1 protein-coding gene (cut by a window edge) is annotated in these 21,682 nt (G+C 53.2%); it reads right to left on the minus strand.

The window, feature by feature from the left end; genetic code table 11:
* A protein-coding gene (locus E2H98_RS09160; RefSeq protein WP_133592238.1) for an Ig-like domain-containing protein crosses the window boundary here: on the minus strand, positions 1-21,668 show its 5' portion. The gene continues 18,847 nt to the left of window position 1, outside the view; 21,668 of the gene's 40,515 nt are visible here — the first part of the coding sequence; its start codon is at positions 21,666-21,668; its stop codon lies beyond the left edge, outside the window.
* Between the last annotated feature and the right edge of the window lie 14 nt (positions 21,669-21,682).

Here is a 21,682-nt window from a genome sequence, read left to right on the forward strand (position 1 = left end):
CTGGAAGCAAGATTGACATCTGCCAGTTTCGGCAGACTTAACGCACCACCGAAGCCATCGATTCCGAAAATGCTAAGCGTGCTGTAGTTACTGGCGCGCTGGTGCACCGCCAGTAATTCACCGTTAAGTGCTACGTCCTTCAGATTGCTGATCGCCACCTGGCCCAAGAGTTGGAGCTGGCCTTGCGCGGCACCAGCGATATGCCAGAACTCCAGTTGTGTGCCACTGCGGATCAACAGGTTTTGCTGGCGCAGCTGAACATCATCAATGATGCTGTTGCTGCGATTGATGGTGCCGAGAACCGTGGTTAGCTGAGTAATCGGTCTTACCGAGATAGCGCTGCCAGAAACCAGGAACACATGCTCGTCGCTGAATGCCACATGTTCTGGCGCAGGCGCCACTTGCTGTAGATCGCCGCCGGTGATCAGCGTACTCAGCAACGCTGCATCGGTTTTCACAAACAGACGCGATCCTTTCAGCACCAATTGCCGGATGTTCGGTTGGCCATTCAAATGAATTTGGTTTTTCTTGACCGGTGCGTAGGCATTGGTGATATCCACCAGCTCTACAATTCCGTCCTCTCTTGCCAACGCCACATGCTGGCCCAGTATCGCGACGCTTTGAATCGTGGCGCCGGCCATATAGTTCGACAACCATTGCGGACTGTCGGTGCCGCGGGTCGACCATACATTCAATTGATTGCCGGACGTGGTGGCGAGTAGATCCCGATCACGAGCGCGTTGACTGACGGAGTTCAATTGCTTGCTACCATTGAACTCGATGGTGGCGCTGCTATCGAACACTTCATCCGTACGTTCTGACGTATTAGCGACACCGACCTGCAACTGGCCTATGGTGTTGGCCGGCAAACGTACGGCAATCAGCGACTCACTGAGCAAACGTATATCGCTGACCAGCTCACCATTGATGTGGACACTCGTTGAATAACTGAAACCGAATCCGTCAATGGCCAACCACGCACCAGCGTTATAGCCAAAACGCTTGTTATTGAAGTTAGCGCTGCCATTGCTCGGCTCGAAAGATCCGACACGGACGATGCGCGGATCAGCAACATACGTGTAAGCGGATGGTAATTGATCCGATAGTTCAGCGTTTTGCACCGCGATACCGGCCAAGGCATTACCGCCCAATGGGCTGGATGGTAACGACGGTACTCGTACCACAATACGATTGCTGTGTCGTTCAACGATCTGTTCTGCAGCAACTTGCTGCTCGCCAATGCGCACCACCGTTTCGGCTGCAAAGCCTGCGCCGTTCAGGGTAATCAAGTTGCCACCGCGCCAGCTGCCATAGTTTGGCACCACCTCATCTATGCGCGGTTGCAGGTTATTCGATGCACGGAACCAGAATGCGTAAGGCAACTCCAATTGCCGCCCCTGCAAGTCCTGGATCTGCTGGGCAACACTGAGCTGATAATTGCTTGAGGCGCGCCAGCCCTCGACCGGCGTAATGCTGACCCGAGTACCGGTGTTGGTACGCTTGGCAATGTAATAGGCGTTAACGATGACGCCATCACGCTTCAATGATATCCACTGCGCCAATCCAGCCTGAATCTGGTTGTTCGACAACGGCGCACTGAATTCCACCTGTACCGCTTGATCGCTGGCGACTACGGCGCCAGTTGCCGGGTACTGATCGACCACGTACAGGCCCTGACCGACAGCCGTCGTTAATGCGCCGCCGGCTGCACCTACGGCAACGCCGCGCTCAATCGGGTTCTCTAGCGCTTCTTCACCTTGACGGGCGTACGTCGACCCCAAGTAATGTACGCCGCGAACGGTGGCGCCACCGGTAGCATTACCGGTTATGTTGAAATAGTGCTTCAGGCTTGGCGCATTTTGATAGCGGCCAACCAGCCAATCGGAAACGTCAAAAGCCTGCACATCACCTTCGGCTGATGCGGCAAACAACAAATTGCCATTCAGCCACAAGCGCAGCACATGTGGTGGCAAGTTGTCCTTCAGCTTCAGCAGCTTGATAACACCAACACTCTTATCTTCACCGGCAAACGCCGGGTTGAATACCTTGATGCCTTCCTCTACGCCACCGCCGACAAAAAGCAAGTCATTTACCGCCAGCAAGCTGCTCGGGGTGATGGCTTCACGAGCATCGGTTGAGACCGCAAAACGCTGCATTTGCGGGTAGCCTGGTGTAAGCGCATCCAATGCCAACACGCGTTTTTTCTCGGCTTGTAATAACCACAACAAATGGCCATGCAACTGGATACGATCGACAGCGCCATCCAGCGTCGTGGTGGTGAGATGATTGACCCGGGTTAGCGACCGATCATCATTGAGCCTGTAAACGATTAAACCAAAATCACCTGCTACGTAAACGGTGCCGCGACGTTGAGCAATCGTTCTGATCGCGCTCGGCAGCGGATAGTCACGGACGAACAGCGGATCAGCAGCCAGGGTCACGTCAAACTGATAGAGCCTGCTGCCACCGGCGACAAGCAAGTGAGTGCCATCAAGGCTAACCGAGTTAAAGCCGCCGCTAACCGATGCTTCATAGAAGAAAGGTTTGGTTACCGGACCGATTTGCTTACTTAAGATTTTAGGCGCTACCGGGTCGGACACATCCGCCACCACCAACTGACCTTTGTTGGTCGAGGCAGTGCTATACCAATCACCGCTGCCATCCTTGATGGCGTAACTGCCGCCAGTTACGGCATAGAGGATCTGATCACCAACGGCAATGTCGGCAATCGGATTAGCCTCATCCTTATTCAAGCCAACACTGCCAGTGGTGCCACTGGTATAGAAATAATCTTGTGCCGAGTAGGTTTTTTCACCCGGGAATAGATTCGTTTGCGCAAAGACTTTGACGACACCGAATGAACCCGCTGGCGCGCGCACCCGCAAACGATTGGCACTCAACAATTGCTTGTCTATGATCAGTTGCTCACCAAAACCTATTTCCGTTTCGTTGGTAAAGCCACGACCATAAATCTCGACCCAATTACCGCCAGCCGGTGGTCCGGTAGCAGGGCTGAGTTTTTCCACTTTCAAACGTGGAACCACGATCAGCGCACCAGCCAGTACGTCCTGCTTTCCATCGACGGTCACCGTAATGCTAAGTGGTAGCACCGCATCATTGAATGGTAGCTGTGGCACATTGAAACGAATTTCGGTATCGGCAACCGATATGATTGAGGTGCCGTCAATTTGCGTTTGACCCAGCATCAGTTGCACAGCATTAACGTCATGACCAAAGCCTTCGCCGATGATCACGGCTTGCTCGCTACCATCCGCATGAATGTACGGGCGCTGCAACTCCGTACCTGAATTGCGGTAAGCACGCTCAACAATCAGCGTCGACGAGGCGACGCGGAATTGCGCACTGCTGGTTTTGGCCAAGGTGTGGCGAGCACTTAAATCTTCCAGGCTGTTGTTAACCACAACACGCAAAGTTTGATCGGCAGGCACAGCAAGCGGTGTCACTTCGATGATGCCGCCCAACAAGGTATTGCGGCCAGTTAGCGTGTAGGCATCCGCAGCCAATGGCGCACCACTACCATCGCTCACCTGTACGTGGCTACTCAACACCTCCAAATTGGTGTTGATCAGGTCGCTCACATAGGCCTGAGCCGGTTGACCTACAACCAGTTTGGCACCATTGCTCGGCTTCCAACTGGTGACAACGAAATCACGCAAACTTAAGCCGACAACACCGGTAGGTGTCGTGGCATAAACATTACCGCCGGAAACCGACAACTCGCCGCCATTCTGGCTACCGCTGCTATCGAGCAACTGCCAACTGAGCAACGCAAATTGCTGACCAGTGCTGTCGTAAGTCAGCAACTCCTCACCATTGGAGATCAGAATGCGGCCATCGAGCACGACCATTGAGGCGCGCGCCAGCTCGCCCGAGCTGGCGCCCAAACGTACCCGTTCCAGTTGATGGGCGCGATAACTTGGCGTGTTGCCAAAGCTGTCAAACTGCGCCAACCAAAGTTGATTGTCGCGTTGATACAACACGAACAGCTTGCCGTCTTGCCACGCCACATCCAGCGGACGACCGAGCAGATCACCTTCACTGAAGTGTATGGTCTGATAGTTGCCCGGCGCTGCAAAGTTCTCGTTGTCGACATCGACAAAGCGCACGAATCCATTACCCAAATCGGCGTACGCCGCGACCGCCAAAATTCTTGACGCGTCATCAACGGCGACATCATTGACCCGGTATCCTGGGAACGGAATCGTACGCAAACTGAATGGCTGGCTCAGGTTAGAGACATCCCACACCATCAAGCCGGCGCTGTCCGCTGCAGCAAACAACAATCCATCAACCCGGGCAAGACCAAGAATTGGTGTATCCGTGCGAACCTGGCTCAAGCGAATTGGGCGTTCCGGAATGGACGTGTCGTAGATTTCTACGCCATAACGCATCAGGAAGCGATTGCTGGTGGTTGGGTTGCTGCCTTCGCGCACCCCAACGAACAACCTTTCACCATCCTGCAGCTGGGCACCTGCGATCATCGGTGGGTAGTTTGGCAAATCGATACCTGAGCGGTTCGGCAAACGGTAGGCGAAACGTCCCACCAGATGTTGCTGACTACCGATTTCAATGTAAACGTCATAGACCGAGTTGGCAGTCAGATCGGCGATGCCCGGTACCCGGAACTCAAAGTTACGCTGGTCGATGACGTCATCTTTCAAATCTCGCAGGTAGACGCCTTCGCTGATCAGTTCGGTGCGCAGCTCTTCGGTGCCGGCTTTGAATAGAATCTTGGCGCCCGGCAACAACACCGGTTTATTGGCTCGCAAGGTACCGACGTAACCGCCTGCAGCACCGCCACTTTCCGGCGTCAACACCCACTCGGTATCGATAGCTGGTTCGGCAACGATTAAGGCACCGGCGTGCACCGTGGCGAGTTCCTGATCGACCAGACGCAAGTCATGCGAACCTTGGCCAATATTCAGCACATCCAGAGCGTGTTCAGCGATCAAGATGGTGTTCTCATCTTGCAGCGTGAACGCAACCTGATGACCGGCAATGGTCAGCACTTGCTCCGCGCGGAAACCTTCACCGTGAATCTCGATTTGTGCTTGTTGACCCTGTACATAATGGTGGTTTTTCAGGGCACGGATCAGTGGTCGCTTGACACCAGCGCTGGTCGCTTTGACGCGCAATGTGTAGGGCTGCCACAGACTGGTACCGCGTTTGTTGGCGATGCTCGGCAGTGTCAAACGATAAGCGCGGTTGGCTTCGCGGGCAAAACTGATGGTCACTATGCTGGCGAATCCGTCCTGCTCATCCTGCGCATCAATGGTTGCAACGATGGCATTGCTTTGTTCATCGCTAATGGTTAGCGCTTGTTGCAATTGGCCAACATCAACCGGCTCGCTGAAACGGATAGAAATGGTGTCGTCTGCCGTCAACACCGCTCCCTCGGCAACCGAGGTTTCGATGACCAGCGTCTTCGGCAGATGTAGCGCGGTAACACCCGCGGTGTTACCCGCCAAATACATACGGTCGCGATAGACACCTGATCCGAACGCAATCTCGTGGTTACCGGCAGAAATGACTTTCGGTGCCCACGGCTCACTGATGTCAAACAACACGACGCCATTGCGGCTAGACACTGCCAACACGTTGCCATACAGCTGCAGACCTTCGGCCGTGCCAGCACCGTCCTGCAGATCTTGGTCAATCACCACCCGAACTGGCGCCGTTGCGCTTTCGACGTGGCGAATCTCTATGCCGGCACCACCCAGCGCAGCGATCAGATAGTCGCCATAGAACACCACATCTCGCAGGTTGTTTTCGAATTCATAACTGCGTTGCTGTCCGGTACCCAGCTGCATACCGGTCAGAGTACTGGTTACCTGATCCTGAGGCGGTGCAAGAGTCATGTCATTACGCTGCTGGCATTCTGGCAACTGCAGCGCCCACTCTTCGCCCATCATCGTGCCACCGGCATAAATCCAGTCGTTGTGATGGAACAATTTCACCCCGGACATATCTTGCGCCGGTATGGAAGTAATCGGATCGAGTGGATTACCAAAGTTGATCGCCGCCAGTTTGCCTTTTGATTCTTGGCCCAGCTTGTGCGCGCATTTTTCCGGTGGCTCTTCCGGTCCCTTGGGTTCAACGTTGGTCGTGAATACCGTCTCGCCTACTTTCTCGACCGAGGAAACGAATCCGCCTTCGGTCAGCGACAAGATTTGTAAACCGTTCTGCTCATCAAGGTTCAGTCGCGCGACACCACCTTTACCGGCCGCGACATAGAGTCGTTGGCGCAGCACATTATTTTCCTGCTCAGAGGCCACAGCAAAATCAATGGCATCGAGAGATCGTGGAATGTCCACACCTTCCAGCTCTGACATGCGCTCTCTTTCTTCAGCGGTCAGCGGTGGTGGCGCTTTGGCATCCTTAGCGGCGAGCAGGCTCCATTCACGATAACGCTGCAAATCATCGCGTGAAACATGGGATAGCGACGGCACACCACCAACCAGAACCGGATCGGTAGCGGTTTGGACGCTGAAGGTTGCCGCAAGGAAAGTATCCGGGAACAGAATATCGTTGAATCGCGTCATACCTTCGGTGAACTTGTAATAGCCACCGGGAGCTATCGCAGTACCCGTTTCCTGATCCACCCACAATGCGCGCGGTGCCAGCTGTTTCGAGTGGCTGCGGCCGAGATAACGCATACCGAAGCCATAGCCATTTTCTGCCGTCAGTGTCGCGTGTTGGCCATCACTGTCTCGCAGAATCACCGGATGCTGGCCTGGGAACCCCATTGGAGCCGTCAGTTCGATTTCTTGTTCGGACAGCACATTGACGGTGATCACCGGCATCGATCCAATTTCGACTCGAGTACCGTTGCTGACCGTGTTGCCCGGATCAAATCCTTCACCAAATACCCGTACGGTATTGCCGCCAGAGACCGGACCCCAACGCGGCGAGACACGATAAATAGATAAAGGCTTGTGGACGACAATCGCACCACGGTAGTCGGCACTGAGCTCGCCGCCCTCACTGGTCACGGCGACACGCAGATCATAAAAGCCAGCATCCGCAATCGCCGGTACCGTAGCGAATATCAGGGCTGTGGTGGCGTTGCTTTCACTGCGTTGAATATTGCCCAGAGGTAACGGCAGACCACCAAGTTGCACGCTAATGTCGGCGCTGTTAACGGGTAAGCCAACAACTGAAACCGAAATCTGTTGTGCCGTATTGATCGGCACACGACGCGGTGCCACCGCTTGAATTTGCATCAGCTCACGGCGGCCGCCAGCAACGACAAAGCGATAGCGATGTTCATTTGCCAGTCGATACAACTCGATTTCACCACCATTGGCGAGCGGCTTGGCACTGACCACTCCGGCACGTGCACCGACGATCAAGGTTTGTCCTGGTGCCACGGGCGCCGTTTTGCCGAAGTTCAGCAGGGCATCGTTGTTGATCAAGGTTACCGTTGGGGTCAGCACCGAGCCATCAACTCGGGTGGCGAAGAAACGGTCGATGTTAGCCGGACGCAGATCAATGGCTTTATTGAAGCGGAAGCGAACGGTGTAATCACCGGCAGCGTCAGGACGCAACACACCATCACGCGGCTCCAATCCATGAATGCGCAAATTGGCATCCGGATTGAATTGCACGAGACCTGCATCGCTGTTGGTACGGCCGAGACCATAGGCACCGTAAGGCGTGGCGATAACCAGATTGATAAATCCATCGCTGCTGGTTTGCATACCACGTAACACGACCGGCGCCGAAGGGTTGGCGAGATCAATGGCAGCAATACCCTGTGCGCCGAGCGCCGCATATGCCATGTCACCTTGCACGGAGACATCATAGACATGGCCGAGCTGCGTCACACGCGAAACGACTACCGGCGCATCCGGATTCTGGATATCAACGACGACGACGCCGGCATCTCCTGAAGCCAATACCGCATAATGTTTGTAGAGCGCGATGCGATTGGATGGAATCGGTAACGATGCTTTAACTTTGGCGCCGCCAACCGTGCCGTTTTCAATGATGTAGAAGCCACCGCTGGAGGTATCAGCAGCGTCTAGCAGTTTGTTTTCAGCGAAACTGAAGTTGCCAGTCACCGCCAAATACAAGCTGGCCGCGTTTTGTGCGCTGGTGGTAAATGCCACATCGAGCGCCGATTGGCTGTCACTGAGCGGAATGTGGCGAGATAGATAAGATTTGCTGTGTAAATAGAAATCTGCCAAACCCAGGCCTTTTTCGGCCAGCGCCGCGATCACCATATCATTGCGAATATCGACGCCGCGGGCAAAAGCGCCCGGTACCTTCATTTTACGCAGGAACGAAATCTGGCTCGGGTCTTCATCATTCAAGGCGTAGATGAACAGTGCGGCCGAGTCGGCTATCGGCACGTTGTTATTCATCAGGGCACCCGCAACAATCACCCGATCTTGTTGCCGTTCAAAATACCCGGCAATACCAAGGGCAGCATAGCCATCTGGCAAGGCATGCTTAGCGACCACGCGGTCATCAATACCATCGCGGTTGCGATCAATCCGATTGAGTAGATCTTGTGGGTTGAGGGGGTCGGTGGCGTCGCCGCCGGTATAGGTGCTGGCATTCATATTAAAAATCAAAATGCCATCCTGGTCGCCGGCAGCGATCAGGTAATTTCCGCTTGGTTCAACAAAGCCGTCACGTAGGCGATTTTTCAAACGCACACGGGATTGCATCGGCTCCAGGTATTCGTATGCCTGAGGCAAGGTGACCGACTGACCATCGGCCATTGAAACAGTGACGTCGACTTTGCCCAGGCTGCCCGATGGCGTCAGCACTTCCAGCGTTTGCGTATCGAGTACTTTCAGGTGTTGCTCGGCGACGGCCTGACTACCAAATGTTACCGACATGCGGCCATTGCCGTTCTGGAAACCACGACCAGCAATTCGCACCACTTGACCACCGGCAATGGTGCCGACAGCTGGCGATAAACCACTGACACTCAAAGGCTCAACAAAACTAATCGCGCCCAAACGGCTGTCGCGAGTACCGTTGCTACCAACGACAAGCAGATGAGCTGGACCGGCATCATTGGCACCGACGCGTAGCCGATAGATATCGCGATCAGCCTCACTGATCATGCTGACCAAATCAGCACGATCATTGGCAACCAAAAATTCTGCTTGTTGATTTTTGCTGACAGCCACTTCGATTTCACCACCGGTGGTTGAAACGAAGCGCTTGGGTATACCAAGGATAGCGATGTTTTCACCCGGCGCACTGGCCGTGTTGAAAGTCGCCGTGTAGGGCGGTAGGCCTTCGGCGCGGCGAGCACCGACGTTGCCGTCGGTCATCACCAATCGATACTGACTGTTGGCCTGAAGTGGTTGATCCAGGGTTAAAACAATTCGGCGTGGGTTGTTGTCGTCAATACTCAAACTGAGCTCAACCGGAATACCTTCGGCGCTGCCATCATCCCGGAGCAGCGACAAATAACGCGCCAGATAAACCCCTTCTAATTCCAGTAACGGAATACTTATCGGGTGACTGAGTTCAATCCAAAGCTCACTGACTAACGGCACACCTTCTGCACTGGCCGTCGGGAAAGTGGCTGCCACATCGGGCGTCAATGTATCGCTGATGGTCAGGCGTTGAACGATGCCATTGTCTTTGACTGAGTAGGTTGAAAGTGCAACGCCATCGGTTGTCAACAGCGCTTTCTCTGGCAGCTTGACCGAACTGCCAGCCATACTCAGGTTGATGCTTGGATTACCCATGGCACATTCTGGTGCTGAAATCAGCAAGGAATCCAGCAGCGAAATATTGCCGGTATCGCTGGTGTCAAACAACATACTGTAAATGTCGTTGCACCGTGGCTCACTCTCGACAGCACTAACAGAGTTGGCCAACGCGCCCTGTCCGGTTGTGGTGAACAGTTTGCCCTCAAAAGCAAAACCGGCGGCATCGTAACGCCCCACATAGCGCCACGGTCCGTTGCTATCCACTTCTTCAATATTTAGCGCCGAACTCGAATCGGTATGGACAACATGGCGACCCGCATTGAGCAACGAAGCATTGGCGACTTTACTGTCGCGCATCAGACCCGGCAGATTCGGCGCGGCTATATTGATCACGACGCGATCATGTTCTTGCGACACGATGTGCAGCTGTTGATGGGCAATCAGCAGTTGTTCGGGTTTCAGCGTGATAGTGCGGGTACCAACCTGAACGTTGCTGATGACACGAACCACGCTCGGACGCAAAGGTTCGGCAATACTGATCACTACTACCCCTTCATTGGTCGCGGCAAACAGCAAATCGTCCTTGCTGACCAAATCCAGTACCGGCGCAGTAACCGGAAGTGGCAAGTTGAAGATGACATCGCGGTCTTTCTCGCCACCGGTAATGTCGGTCAGCATGCGTGATTCACGCTCGTAAGCAAGAATCAGCGTTCTACCTTCATTTTCGGTATCAACGTAAGGGAACTGCCATCCTTTAGCGGCGACATAGAGTGCTTTCGCCGACAAATCCAACGCCGTCGGAATCAAGTCTTGCGGCAAGTTGTAGTAACCAAGGCCATGAGCCGGCGCCAACTCTTCCAGTGGGTTCTCTTCGATATCGCCAAGTCGGTATGCATCCAGACGGTCCGGCCGATAATGCAATAGCGAAATCCAGCCTGGCGCATAATAGTGTGCAACATCGCTGATATCCCCGACACGGTCCGGTTGCAGCAAAGGCTTTTCATCGATACCAGTACCCAAGGCGTAAATCAGGCCCAGTTTAGCGTCACTGGCCAAATCAACAATTCGGCCGGGCGGCAATTTTCGGATATCCACGCTCGGAATGTAACCACGCAAATCACCGCGATTCTGAGCATTCAGATAATCGTTAATTTCGCGTTCCGTCAGGTCATCCGCCATTTCCATGCGCTGATTGAGTAACAAACGACCATAGAACAACGCTTTCGGCTTTTCAGCAAAACGGTTATCGCTATCGGTAATCAAAACATCGACGAAGCCGCGATAGGCAGCACCAAACTCCGGCACGCGCCAACGCAAGCGCTCGGACGAAATCACTTTCAAACGGCTGGGTGAAGACTCGGTAACCGCCGAATCAGGATAGCCAGTCTTCCAGGCCTTGATCGTCAAGCCGTGACGGAAACCACGGCCAACAATGTCCACCTCGTCGTTTTCACCGACCTGATCGACTCTCACCACGGCAGGCGTGATGAACGAAATCGTTAACTCATCGACATAGGTGTATCCACCGATCAGGGTATCGCTGAGTTGGTTGGGCAGCTTCACCGTTACTGCTGCCGGACCGACATTGTTCGGTGGCGTCAGGACCACCAGCGCGTCATTATCGACGGTGATGTTGGCCTCGAAACGCAGCACTTGCGCTTTTTGTCCGCCGATCCAAACTTCGGCATCAGCATGCAAATGTTTGCCTAGAATCGTTGCTTCCATGCCACCATTCACCGGGCCGGAATTGGGTTGCACAGAGCGAATTTCGGGGCGCTGACCGTCGCCACTGATGACGGTATAGAAACTGAATCGATAATTGCCCGCTAACGTCTTGTCCAGCGACGAACGCATGTTGGCGTCGACGACAACATGATAGGACGCATTTGCTTGCAGGGATTGACCGGCTTTCAGGGTCAGCACCACTCGGCGGCATTGCAGGGTGTCGTCACAAAGTGGGTCCAGCGCGATATCAAACAGCGAGCTGACATTCTCGCCAACCAGTGCATTATCTTTTCTGACATAAACCACGTCAGTGAAGCTCTGGTTGGCCGCCACCGCCTGATTAAACTCCAGCGTAATGGGTTGTCCGGTCAATGGCACATTGCTGTCACCATTTGCTGGTGTATGGTGAACCACCGCAAATGTTGGCAATTGCAGCGTCACGACACCTGACAAACCTGCAGCGGCTTGTACTTGCCCACGATGCAAGGACAAATTGGTGGCGATATGCTCAGCTGCATCGCTTCCTCGATGAATCAGGAAAGGTGTTGACACATCCAAGCGCGCATCAAGGTTGTCGCCAATCTCAATAGCCTGCACCAATGACTCGACGACTTTGTCTTCCTGATCCGTAATGATTTCCGAGACATATAGCTTGTTACCCGACGTAAAGACGTCGTAGGCTCCGCGCGAGTGAAAGTCCTGACGCGCCGGTTTTAGTTCGATAGTTTTGACGTGATACGGTGCCAGTGGATTGGCAATATTGATCAAGTGAATGCGTGTCGGCAAATCATCTTCATTCAGATCACTGATATACGCGGTTTGGCCATCAATCCAGACACGATTGGCAATGCCGGTGGTATCAACGCCGGCGACTATGGGCATTGCCGGGTCATTAATGTCGGCCACAACCAGGCCCTGTGATGAAGCGGCGATAAACGCATAACCGTCTTTTACTGCCACACCGCGAGCAAATCCATCCGGTTTGATAAAGCCAACCTTGTAAGGTTGCTCAACCTGATCGACGCGCAACACCTGAACACCACCATGACCGTTGGCGATCAGGGCCAGATTGTCGGCGCGCGCCATACCAAAGGTTTGTGGGTAAGACAGCTCAACCCGGCCGACCAGTTTCGGTGCGATACCAAACTGGCCATCGCCATTGCGCATGCTGTAGACCAGCACTTCACCATTGATACTGTCCAGGTGAATACCACCGGTATCGGCATCTTTGTTGATTTCTGCTTTTAACGCCGTATTGAACCTTGTCGCCGCATCGCAATGGCTAATGCCCGCGCAGTCAGTAACGTTGGTAGCGCCACCTTTGGCAGCGACGATAATATCGCCGCCGTTATGGACAGCGGTGATGGTGCCCTGCATCAGCTCCGATGCGCCACGCATCAACTGACTGTCGATATAATAGAATTTCTCGCCTTCGACGTGATGTACATCATTCAAGTCAAGCAGGAATAAACCGGTAGTCGCTTCGCCGCTGATGCCGTCCTGCAATCCGAAATACTGGTCGAATGCCACCGGCGATGCCGTACTCCAAGCGGCGAGGAAATTGTCACCTTGGTTGTAGCGGTTCTGACCGGAGACCGCTGGGTAATGCACCGATTTGGCCATGGTTGTCGGCGGCATGTTGTAGAGCATGTTTTGAGCAAACGTCGGTAAGAAGAACCGTTGTTCGACTGGGCGATAACCCACTTCATGTACGCTGACCGTTTTGACGGTGTGCTTCTGCGTTTTTGCGGTGTATTCAATCCAGATACGCTCAGTCAAACCCGACGTGCGCTGTAACAAGGAACCCGCGCCAATCTGGCCTTCGTAAACAAAATAATGCTCGCTTTCGTCCGTGCCACTACCGTCAGGCAAGAGCGTTAGTGTCAGTAGTTCAGTTGCAAAAACTTGCCCGGTTGCCCGATCCAAGCGCTTTAGCTCTGCTGTTACTTCCGCGAGATCCCCCATGTCTTCAACCACTGCACGCAAGGTCAACGGCTCATTGGCCATAACCAAATCACCATCAGCAGGGCCGAGCGCGCGCAGACGTGGCACCACGGTGTCTTCTACTTGGCCAACGAAGACCTCTGGTGTCGCTGCACTATTGCCATTGACGTCAAACGCGACGGCTTGCAAAACAAAGCCCTGGGTACCTGGCGGAGGCGGGATTTGTACTTGATACAACGTGTCAGCACCAAAAATGCCATTCGCCTGCGCCATTGATTGGGTAATGGTGTAAGACGGCCTGCCGTTAACATATACCGTGATGCGATCAATACCTGTAGGTCCAAGATCATCGATGGCTTCGACGATCACATCGACGCTTTCCCCTTCAATGACGGCAGAGCGGTTATTAGCCGGCTTAACAAAGCGGACTGATGGCGGTTGATCAGCCTTTATCTTGATGCTGACCGGTGTTGAGAGTTCAGAGCGATAGCCGTCAATGTCCGTGGCACGTGCTTGGAATTTCCAGGCGCTGCCGACTTTGTTTTTCGGAACTTTCAAATGGAACTGATACGGAGCAGCGGAATCGACTCCCAGAACCCCTGGCGACGAATCATCGAAATTGCTAAAGAGTTCTACCTGAGCAACGCCCCGCTCAGGGTCTTGAGCACGCACTTCAACGACAAACTCCAGACCTTCCGTCAACTCGGTAACACCATCACCAAGATAGTTACCAGCGTTGTTCAGAAAACGGATTGCGGTGATTTCTGGCGGAGCATTTTTTACCAGGCGCAATTCAGCGGTAGCACGCGATTCGTTATTGGCGCCATCCAACGCATCCACCACCAGCCACAATGGCACTTGGGACGGCACCTCTTCGCCACTCGCGAGTTGGGCTAGCGACGGTACGCTGATTGAACCAGCAAAAGGTGGACGTAACAACACTTGGCTGGCCACCGCTTCACTGGTTTCCAACTCACCATTGCCATTTTTGTCATGGAACAACGCGACCTTGGCTAGCTGCACTCGCGAGTTGTCAGTAATGGTCAACTGATAAGGCAACGCCAATTTCTCAGCGATCGCAGCGCCGGCAACCGGTGCGTGAATGACAATTGTTGGGGCGTCAGTATCTTTTTGTACTTTCAGCGTGACAATGTCTGGCGTTGTCACCGAACGCGGATTGATTAGTCGCTTCTCGGTTACCGTGGCCTGCAGTTGAATGTCGCGATTGGCCTGGCCATAGGGTAATTCCAACAGAAACTCGTATGGATAAGTATCGTCGGTCAATACTTTATTGCCGGTGATTAAGCCGTTGACGCTGAGCGCCACGCGATTAACCCCCAGGTCATCCACCGCATTCACAATCACCTGAACATATTCACCTTCGAGTCGTGTTGTGCCGTTTGCAGGTTTGGCGATGGTAACCGTTGGCAGATCATCATCCTTCAAGCCAACCGAAATGGTTTCACGCGCGATGTGGCTGTCGGGATCGCAATATCCCAGTGTACGGCAGACTTTTTCGCCGTAGGTATCGATGGCCTCGACAGTGACCATCACCGGATCGGAGGAGTCACCGCGGATCGGTAGCGGTACGGCGTAACTAAATGGTGGTTGCCGCAAACGCAGGTCCATTAACGTCTGACCGCTACGTGTGGCGTGCAGACGCACACTGTGCACCCCGATATCATCGTAAGCGTTGACCGTTACTTGCAGCGTGCTGTTTTCGACAACGATCTGGCCATCTGCTGGTTTGACAATGTCGATAACCGGTCGCTGATCGACGCGAATAGGTAAGCTCAGTTCGCGCTCGCGGGAATTGCCATTTCCATCTTTCGCTACCAGCTTTATCCAGACATCAAAAGCGGCATCGTTACTGAGATTGCCACCAAACAGTGCGCGTAGTTCATGAATGGTCGGCACATGAAGCAGCTGGTGGTATTCCGGCGTATCAATGTTGATTGTGGTGATTGGTTCATAATCGACGGCAGGAATGTCTCGGATTACGCGTTCAGCGTTACCAAATGGCAAACGATTAGCGCTACCGCGTACACCAAAAGTTTTGTAAATAGCGATCTCTTTTACCGCCACATTATCGTAAGCACGTGTTGTGATGGTTAAATCGGAGCCCTCAATCGGCGAGAAATCTTGCGCAGGCGCAGTCAATGCCACTTCGGGGCGAATGGTGTCGGGAACTACTTGCAGGTCAATTGCATGCAAGCCCGTTTCATTTTCCTTGTCATGTACTTGCGCCGATAGCGTTAGCGTTTCGACTTGTGTGGTTAACGATGCCGGCAGATCGAAAACATAAGTACGACTGAACTGGAATGGATTTCCCGATACCCCGACTTCACGCGCAACATCATCACCGTAGTCATTCTGCAAACGATCATGAATGGCATTCCAAGCATTCTCGAGAATACTTTCGCTTCCCTCGAAACCACCACGGGAACTCAGCAACGGCAAACTGACGCCATTGGCATAAACATTGACCTTCGGACTTGATGGAAACGCGGCATCATCAACCGCCAGAAGCGCCAGCTCGATAAAGCGGGATCCCGCAACCACCGCCTGGTTATTGGCGGGGGTAAGAATTCGAATTTGCGGCCGGATGTTCTGCTTCGGGTGTATCAGCAGACGGCGTGAGTGCAACTGGCCGATACCATCTTCAACATGTAGCATGTACTCTTCAGTTTCAGCGCTGGTGAAGATAAAGTTTGGATTGATGGTTGTTTGTTTGACCGGAATCGACGGGCAGGAAAACGGATACACCTTTTCATAAATTGGCAACCCCAATCCGCCATCGGCTTGACGTTTATAAAGTCGAACATTGGCGATGCCATCGTCATCATTCAGTTTGAAATTCAGCGTGACTGAAGATCCTTGTCGGACCCAAAATTCGCCATACGCCAAGCGCGCCGGATCGGTAATAAGCTTATCGGCATTGAGTGAAGTCAAAGTCGATTCTGGCTTCTGATTACTACTGAGGCGCAAAGCAATCGGCAAGGACACCTTGTTGCCTACTCGATCTTCGATCTGCGCGGAGTAACTGGTGTCTCCCAATGCTGCATTGTCAGGAACGGTAAAGCTAAACGTATAGGCCAACTTGTTGAATCGACCGGCGGCACCACGCAATGGATTACCCATATTGTCGAGCACCCGTAGTTGCTTGATGCCGGCGTTGTCTTTCGCTTCCAGCTTAAACTGATGTGTCGCACCTGGCACCAGGTTCGCCAACGCTTCAGCACTAAGGATTTTACCTTCCGGGTTCTGACCATCATTTGTAGCGACAATACGCGACAGTAAACGTGGCTGCAGTGCGCCTCGGTCAACACCATAACGGTCAAAAGCAAAGGCAAATAGCGCCGAGTCCTGAGCGATGGCCTCAGGGACGACAAACAGCTGATTAAACACGTTTTCCGCTGCGGAGAATTCTCGATGCGGTAAGTTGGAAAGTTGTGCGGTGCCTCGATCGGCATCTTTCAGCACAAAGCTGATGTGAGGCCGCGCTGGGTGAAATGAGGATTTACCGTCATTCGCCAACGTCGACTCTGCGAGGCTGTTGGATTCGATGACAATCGCGAGCACTGGAAATGGCGTAGAGGGATCCGCAAATTGCGGCTCTACAATTACCCGCGAAGCTTTTGACAGAATCGAATCCAGTGCAACGCCACCGGCGCCAAATGAGCTTGCTTCGATAGGCTGCACGCGGCATTCATTGTCATACTCAATGGTCACATGATACTGCGCCGCCGACTCACCTTGGTGGACGGCGAGTAAATTGCCGAACGGGCCCTGGTAACTGCGCAGCATCAATTTTTGATTGCTACCGGACAACAAGGGTTCGCCGTTGCTGCTTATCGACCAATTGGTCGTCGACTCAGGATAATCAATACTAATGTCAGCGTATCGTTTGTCCTGTTCACGAAACTCCTGTGCCTGCAGCTGACGAGTTTCACCAAGTGACGACAATGAAGAAATGAACGTTCCAACCAAAAGTGGATCCGTACCGGTAACATAGTCATCAACAGCCCGGAGACCCAAGGAAAGCACACCACCTCGAATATAGTTGCCTTCCGGCTTGATGCTGAGCAAATGTACTGATGCGGCTTGATCTGGCTTGATCTGGATCAGTCTCGTTGCTTGGCCGCGATTACCAGAGGTATCGACTGCCTCAACCAAGAGCGTAATCGCTTTCCCTTCAACTGGAATCGCGCCAATGCTGTCCCAGTCCAAAAAAATCTCGTCGCTTGAATTAATGGCTTCCGACTTGCTGTCACTGATCGTGCGAGTAACCAGCGTCTGTCCATCTACAATACGTGCTGAAATCGAGGTTAAACCCAGGTTGTCGGTTACGCTGAATTCCAAGTGTTGCTTGCTGCGCTCTACAATGTCCGCCAGCGGGTTCTGAATCTTGATGACAGGCTTTTCGTTGTCCGGCAGAATTTTGAATGGCACCGGCAAACTCTCGCCGCGATTACTGCCTTGATCAGTAGCCTGCAAAACCAATTCGAACTGTTCACCGGCACGCGACAATAGAGATTCCGGTAGTTTGACCCGGCCTTCGATTTTGGCCTGGACATAACGCGCAACCACGACCGACCCCAGCCCATCGGTATTGCCTTCACGAATCTCTTCAATGCTGTCGACTCTAGACAACACGTCCCAAGGTAAAGCGATGGATTCTGAGCCTTTTTTCAACACGGCTTCAATGTTGACTACTGAATAATCATCGGTGATATCCGCGATCACTTCGAAACTCTCACCGGGAATGCGTTCCAATGCCGCGTCCGGTTTGCTCATGATCACTTTCGGTGCTTCGTTATCTTTGCTGATGCGCAGTAATAGTGGAACCGCGGTGGACTGGTTGGCACTATCAGTTGCGACGGCGAGAATTTCAGTTGGTAAGGAATCACTGAACTGTGGGGCAATCAGCGTCGCGTTAAAATAGCCACCTGCGTCCACAACAGTGCGTAGCGAATTACCTTCAAAGGTTTTCTGTCCCCAAACCTTTGTGCCTGTGCGTGAAAGAATAACCACTTTGCTAAGCCCGACATCGTCGGTAGCAAGTACAGAAACGTTTACCGGTTCACCCTCGACATAATCGGCGCTTTCCGCCGGAGCGCGGAAGCTGATCTTCGGTTTTTCATCGGCGACCAAGGGGTATACAAACGTACTGTCGCCGGTATTGCCGAATACGTCCTTGGCACGAATGACGGCCGTTAACTCGGTGCCGGCAGGAACCGAGTGGGTGAAACTTCTATCCAGTGATTTCGGTCGGTCATTCGGTGTTTGCACATCCACCTGTACGCCATTGAAAAGTACACGCACTTCGGCTATGCCGGCACCACTATCAACCACACGATAGGTCCAGTTTCTTTCTTGTCCTGGATTCAGTGAGCTATTGGCAATTGGAGCACTGAATGAACCTGTCGGAGCCACCGTGTCCGCCGTGACATTGATACTGACCTGCTGCACAACAGAAAGTTGACCGGCATCATCTTCCGCCGTGATCTGGGCCTTGATGACGTGGTGGGTATTTGGTCGGTTCAGTGTATCCAACGACAATTCGGCTCGTGTCAACACCAACGCACCTTCCAGCATGCCTTTGGTTTTGTCGATGCGAATCGGTGCAACACCCTGATCGAATGTCAGGTTGAACGCCACGATTCGATGATCGTCTTTCGCGGCCAGTTGAATCGTGACCGGGTCCTTCGCGGAATAACTCGGAAACTGAGTTTTTGCTTCAGTAATTACCGGCGCCGTGTCCGCGACAACCCCGAGATTGATGTTTTTCGTGCTGCTGTTGCCGGCCTTGTCCTTGGCCGTGACTTGCACCGGATATGGATCCGAAACAATATCAGGATTATTGGAAAACGCTGGCGCCCGAACCAGGATGGCAGCCGAGAAACCGTTGAAAACACCAGGAACGTTTTCCAGCGTATCCTTGTTGAATTCCACGGTGTCGGAGTCTACACCGGTCAGGTGATAAACCCCCGTAACCAACTTGATACCCCGAACGACAAGGGTCTCAACGCCTAAATCATCGTAACCAGCAACCTTGAAGGTGAAGCGTTCGTTTTCAATGACTTTAGCATTCGCAACACCATTTTCCGTACTGATTATCGTTGGCGAAACAACGTTGAAAATTGGAGCAAACTCATCTTTACCGAGTGTGATATTGACAACGCCCGACTCGCCACTCTGACCCTTGTTGTCAAAGGCCACCGCCCGTAAAGGAATGATGGATTCGGCGGTGACTTCCGGCGACTCATAGATTGCCGAGTACGGTGCTGTGACATCAACATTGATGAGTTTGTTGTTGGCATAAAACTCAACTCGTTCAACACGAGTATCGTCGGTGGCATTGGCACGTAATTCAATGTGCTGGCCGGCAGAAAAATGCGCACCATCAATCGGCGCACTGATCGCGACACTTGGCGGCTGGTCGGCAGCAACTCGGATCTTGATTGGGGCCGACAGAGACTCTTTACCATGAAAATCGGTTGCCTGCGATTGCAGGTTGATGGTCTTACCGACCGAATTCTCAGGTATGGTGAATTGATACGTTGCGGTTGCCGTCGCGCTGGAAAGCTGACTGGTACCGATCTCATCCAAGTTTTTTATCAGGCGATTGCCGATAGCTGCACCGTCCACCAAGAACTTGATGCTGGTGCCGCTGTTTAATGTGTCGTCAGTGACTCGCACGGAAAACGGAATCACCTGATTCTCGGTAAATGACTGCAGGTTTTCCGGCGCAATGATTTCAATCGTTGGCGCCGTATTTTGCAGAATACGGATTAGGTAAGTAGCGGAGTTCTTTGAGCCGTTCGCCACATGCACTTTGGCATACACACTACGCGAGGTTTCCTTTACCGAAATGCTCGGTACTCGGGCATCTGCTCGCCATAGCTCGAACAGTCGCTCTTCTGGTTTGGAGCGTCCAGGTGCCGGGAACTCACGAATTTCTTTTAGCGCAAAATGAGTTTCCGCGACTTTCGTCGCGTCAATAAAATACTCCACCAAGGTAATGCCACTCGGCGCCGCCTCTAACGGTGGTCCGCGATCAATCGCAAGCTGAAAACGCAGTGGACTTCCTTCGACTAAGCGCGCGTTGTTTTCAGGCAACTCCCATTGATAAGCAGGTATCAATGGCGTTGATTTTTTCACTACCGACAGCTGGCTAGGGCTGCTCAGCGTAGACTGACCAGCGGAGTCAACCGCCGCAACCTGAATCGCCAGTGTAGAGTTCAGCATCACCTCAGACAGCGGCAACTGTAGTTCGTATGGCGCATTAACCCTATCCGCTACGACCCGACCGTCCACCAGAAAAGACACGTAATCCACGGCCACATCGTCTTTTGGCATAGCCTTGATGACGACTGTCTCGCCAATGGCACCCGATGTTGGCGCCTGCACCGTAATCACGGGTGGTGCATCTTTGGCGGCGACATACAAGTCGGTGCTCAAGTTATTCAGCGTCGCAATCAGCTTAAGCGGGCCTTCCGGAGCAATTGGGGCGAATGCCTCCAGCTGTTTGTTGGGTGTTACCCGAATCAGTGATTGATATCCCTCCGGCACCGCCACGCGCAACGCCGATGTACCCGTAATACGGGTATAGCTACCATCATCGAACTGGGCCCACAACGCCGGCAGACTATGCGCACTGTTCAGGCTCGGTAAAACCAAGGGTGAGCTGGCATCGATTACACCTTCGAGCGAATTGCCGACCAGTTCGCCGGTGGCAAATTGCAGGGCGGCTACCGTTTTGCTGAAGTTGATGGTTACTGGTAAATGGACCGGCGGCAAGCCCGGATATTCGACAATAATGTATGGGGTTGCTTGACCTGTTTCTTTTATCGGGTAGACGACGCCAGACGATGAAACGTTGACGTATTCCGGGTCACTGCTTCGATAGCTGACGCTGGTTCCGGCGCCTGGCAACGGCACAAGCCCACGAAACTCGAATTCCACCGATGGCACAATGCTTACGAAATCAACCGGGGTGATTAGTGTCAGTGCTTTCGGCAAAGCACTGATCGACAGGGCCTTTTCCGAAATTTCACCACCGGTGAACATCAGCTTTGAAGCTGTACCGCGGTTACCAGATGCGTCCACAACATAGGCGTCAAGCAATAACATGCCATCTCGAGCAATCTCGGTTGCGCTCAAGGTCCGGGAAAGGGGCAGGTTAATCACCAACTGCTCAGCGCTGTCCTTTACCGGATACACCCGCACAAATCCATTGGAGTTCAGGAAAGCTTCGCCAACTGCGCGCTCCAGCACACCTGCATTACGCTTCAAAGTAGAGGCTTGTA

Origin of the sequence: Permianibacter aggregans, from assembly GCF_009756665.1 — a bacterium.
Classification (GTDB): Bacteria; Pseudomonadota; Gammaproteobacteria; order Enterobacterales; family Permianibacteraceae; genus Permianibacter; species Permianibacter aggregans.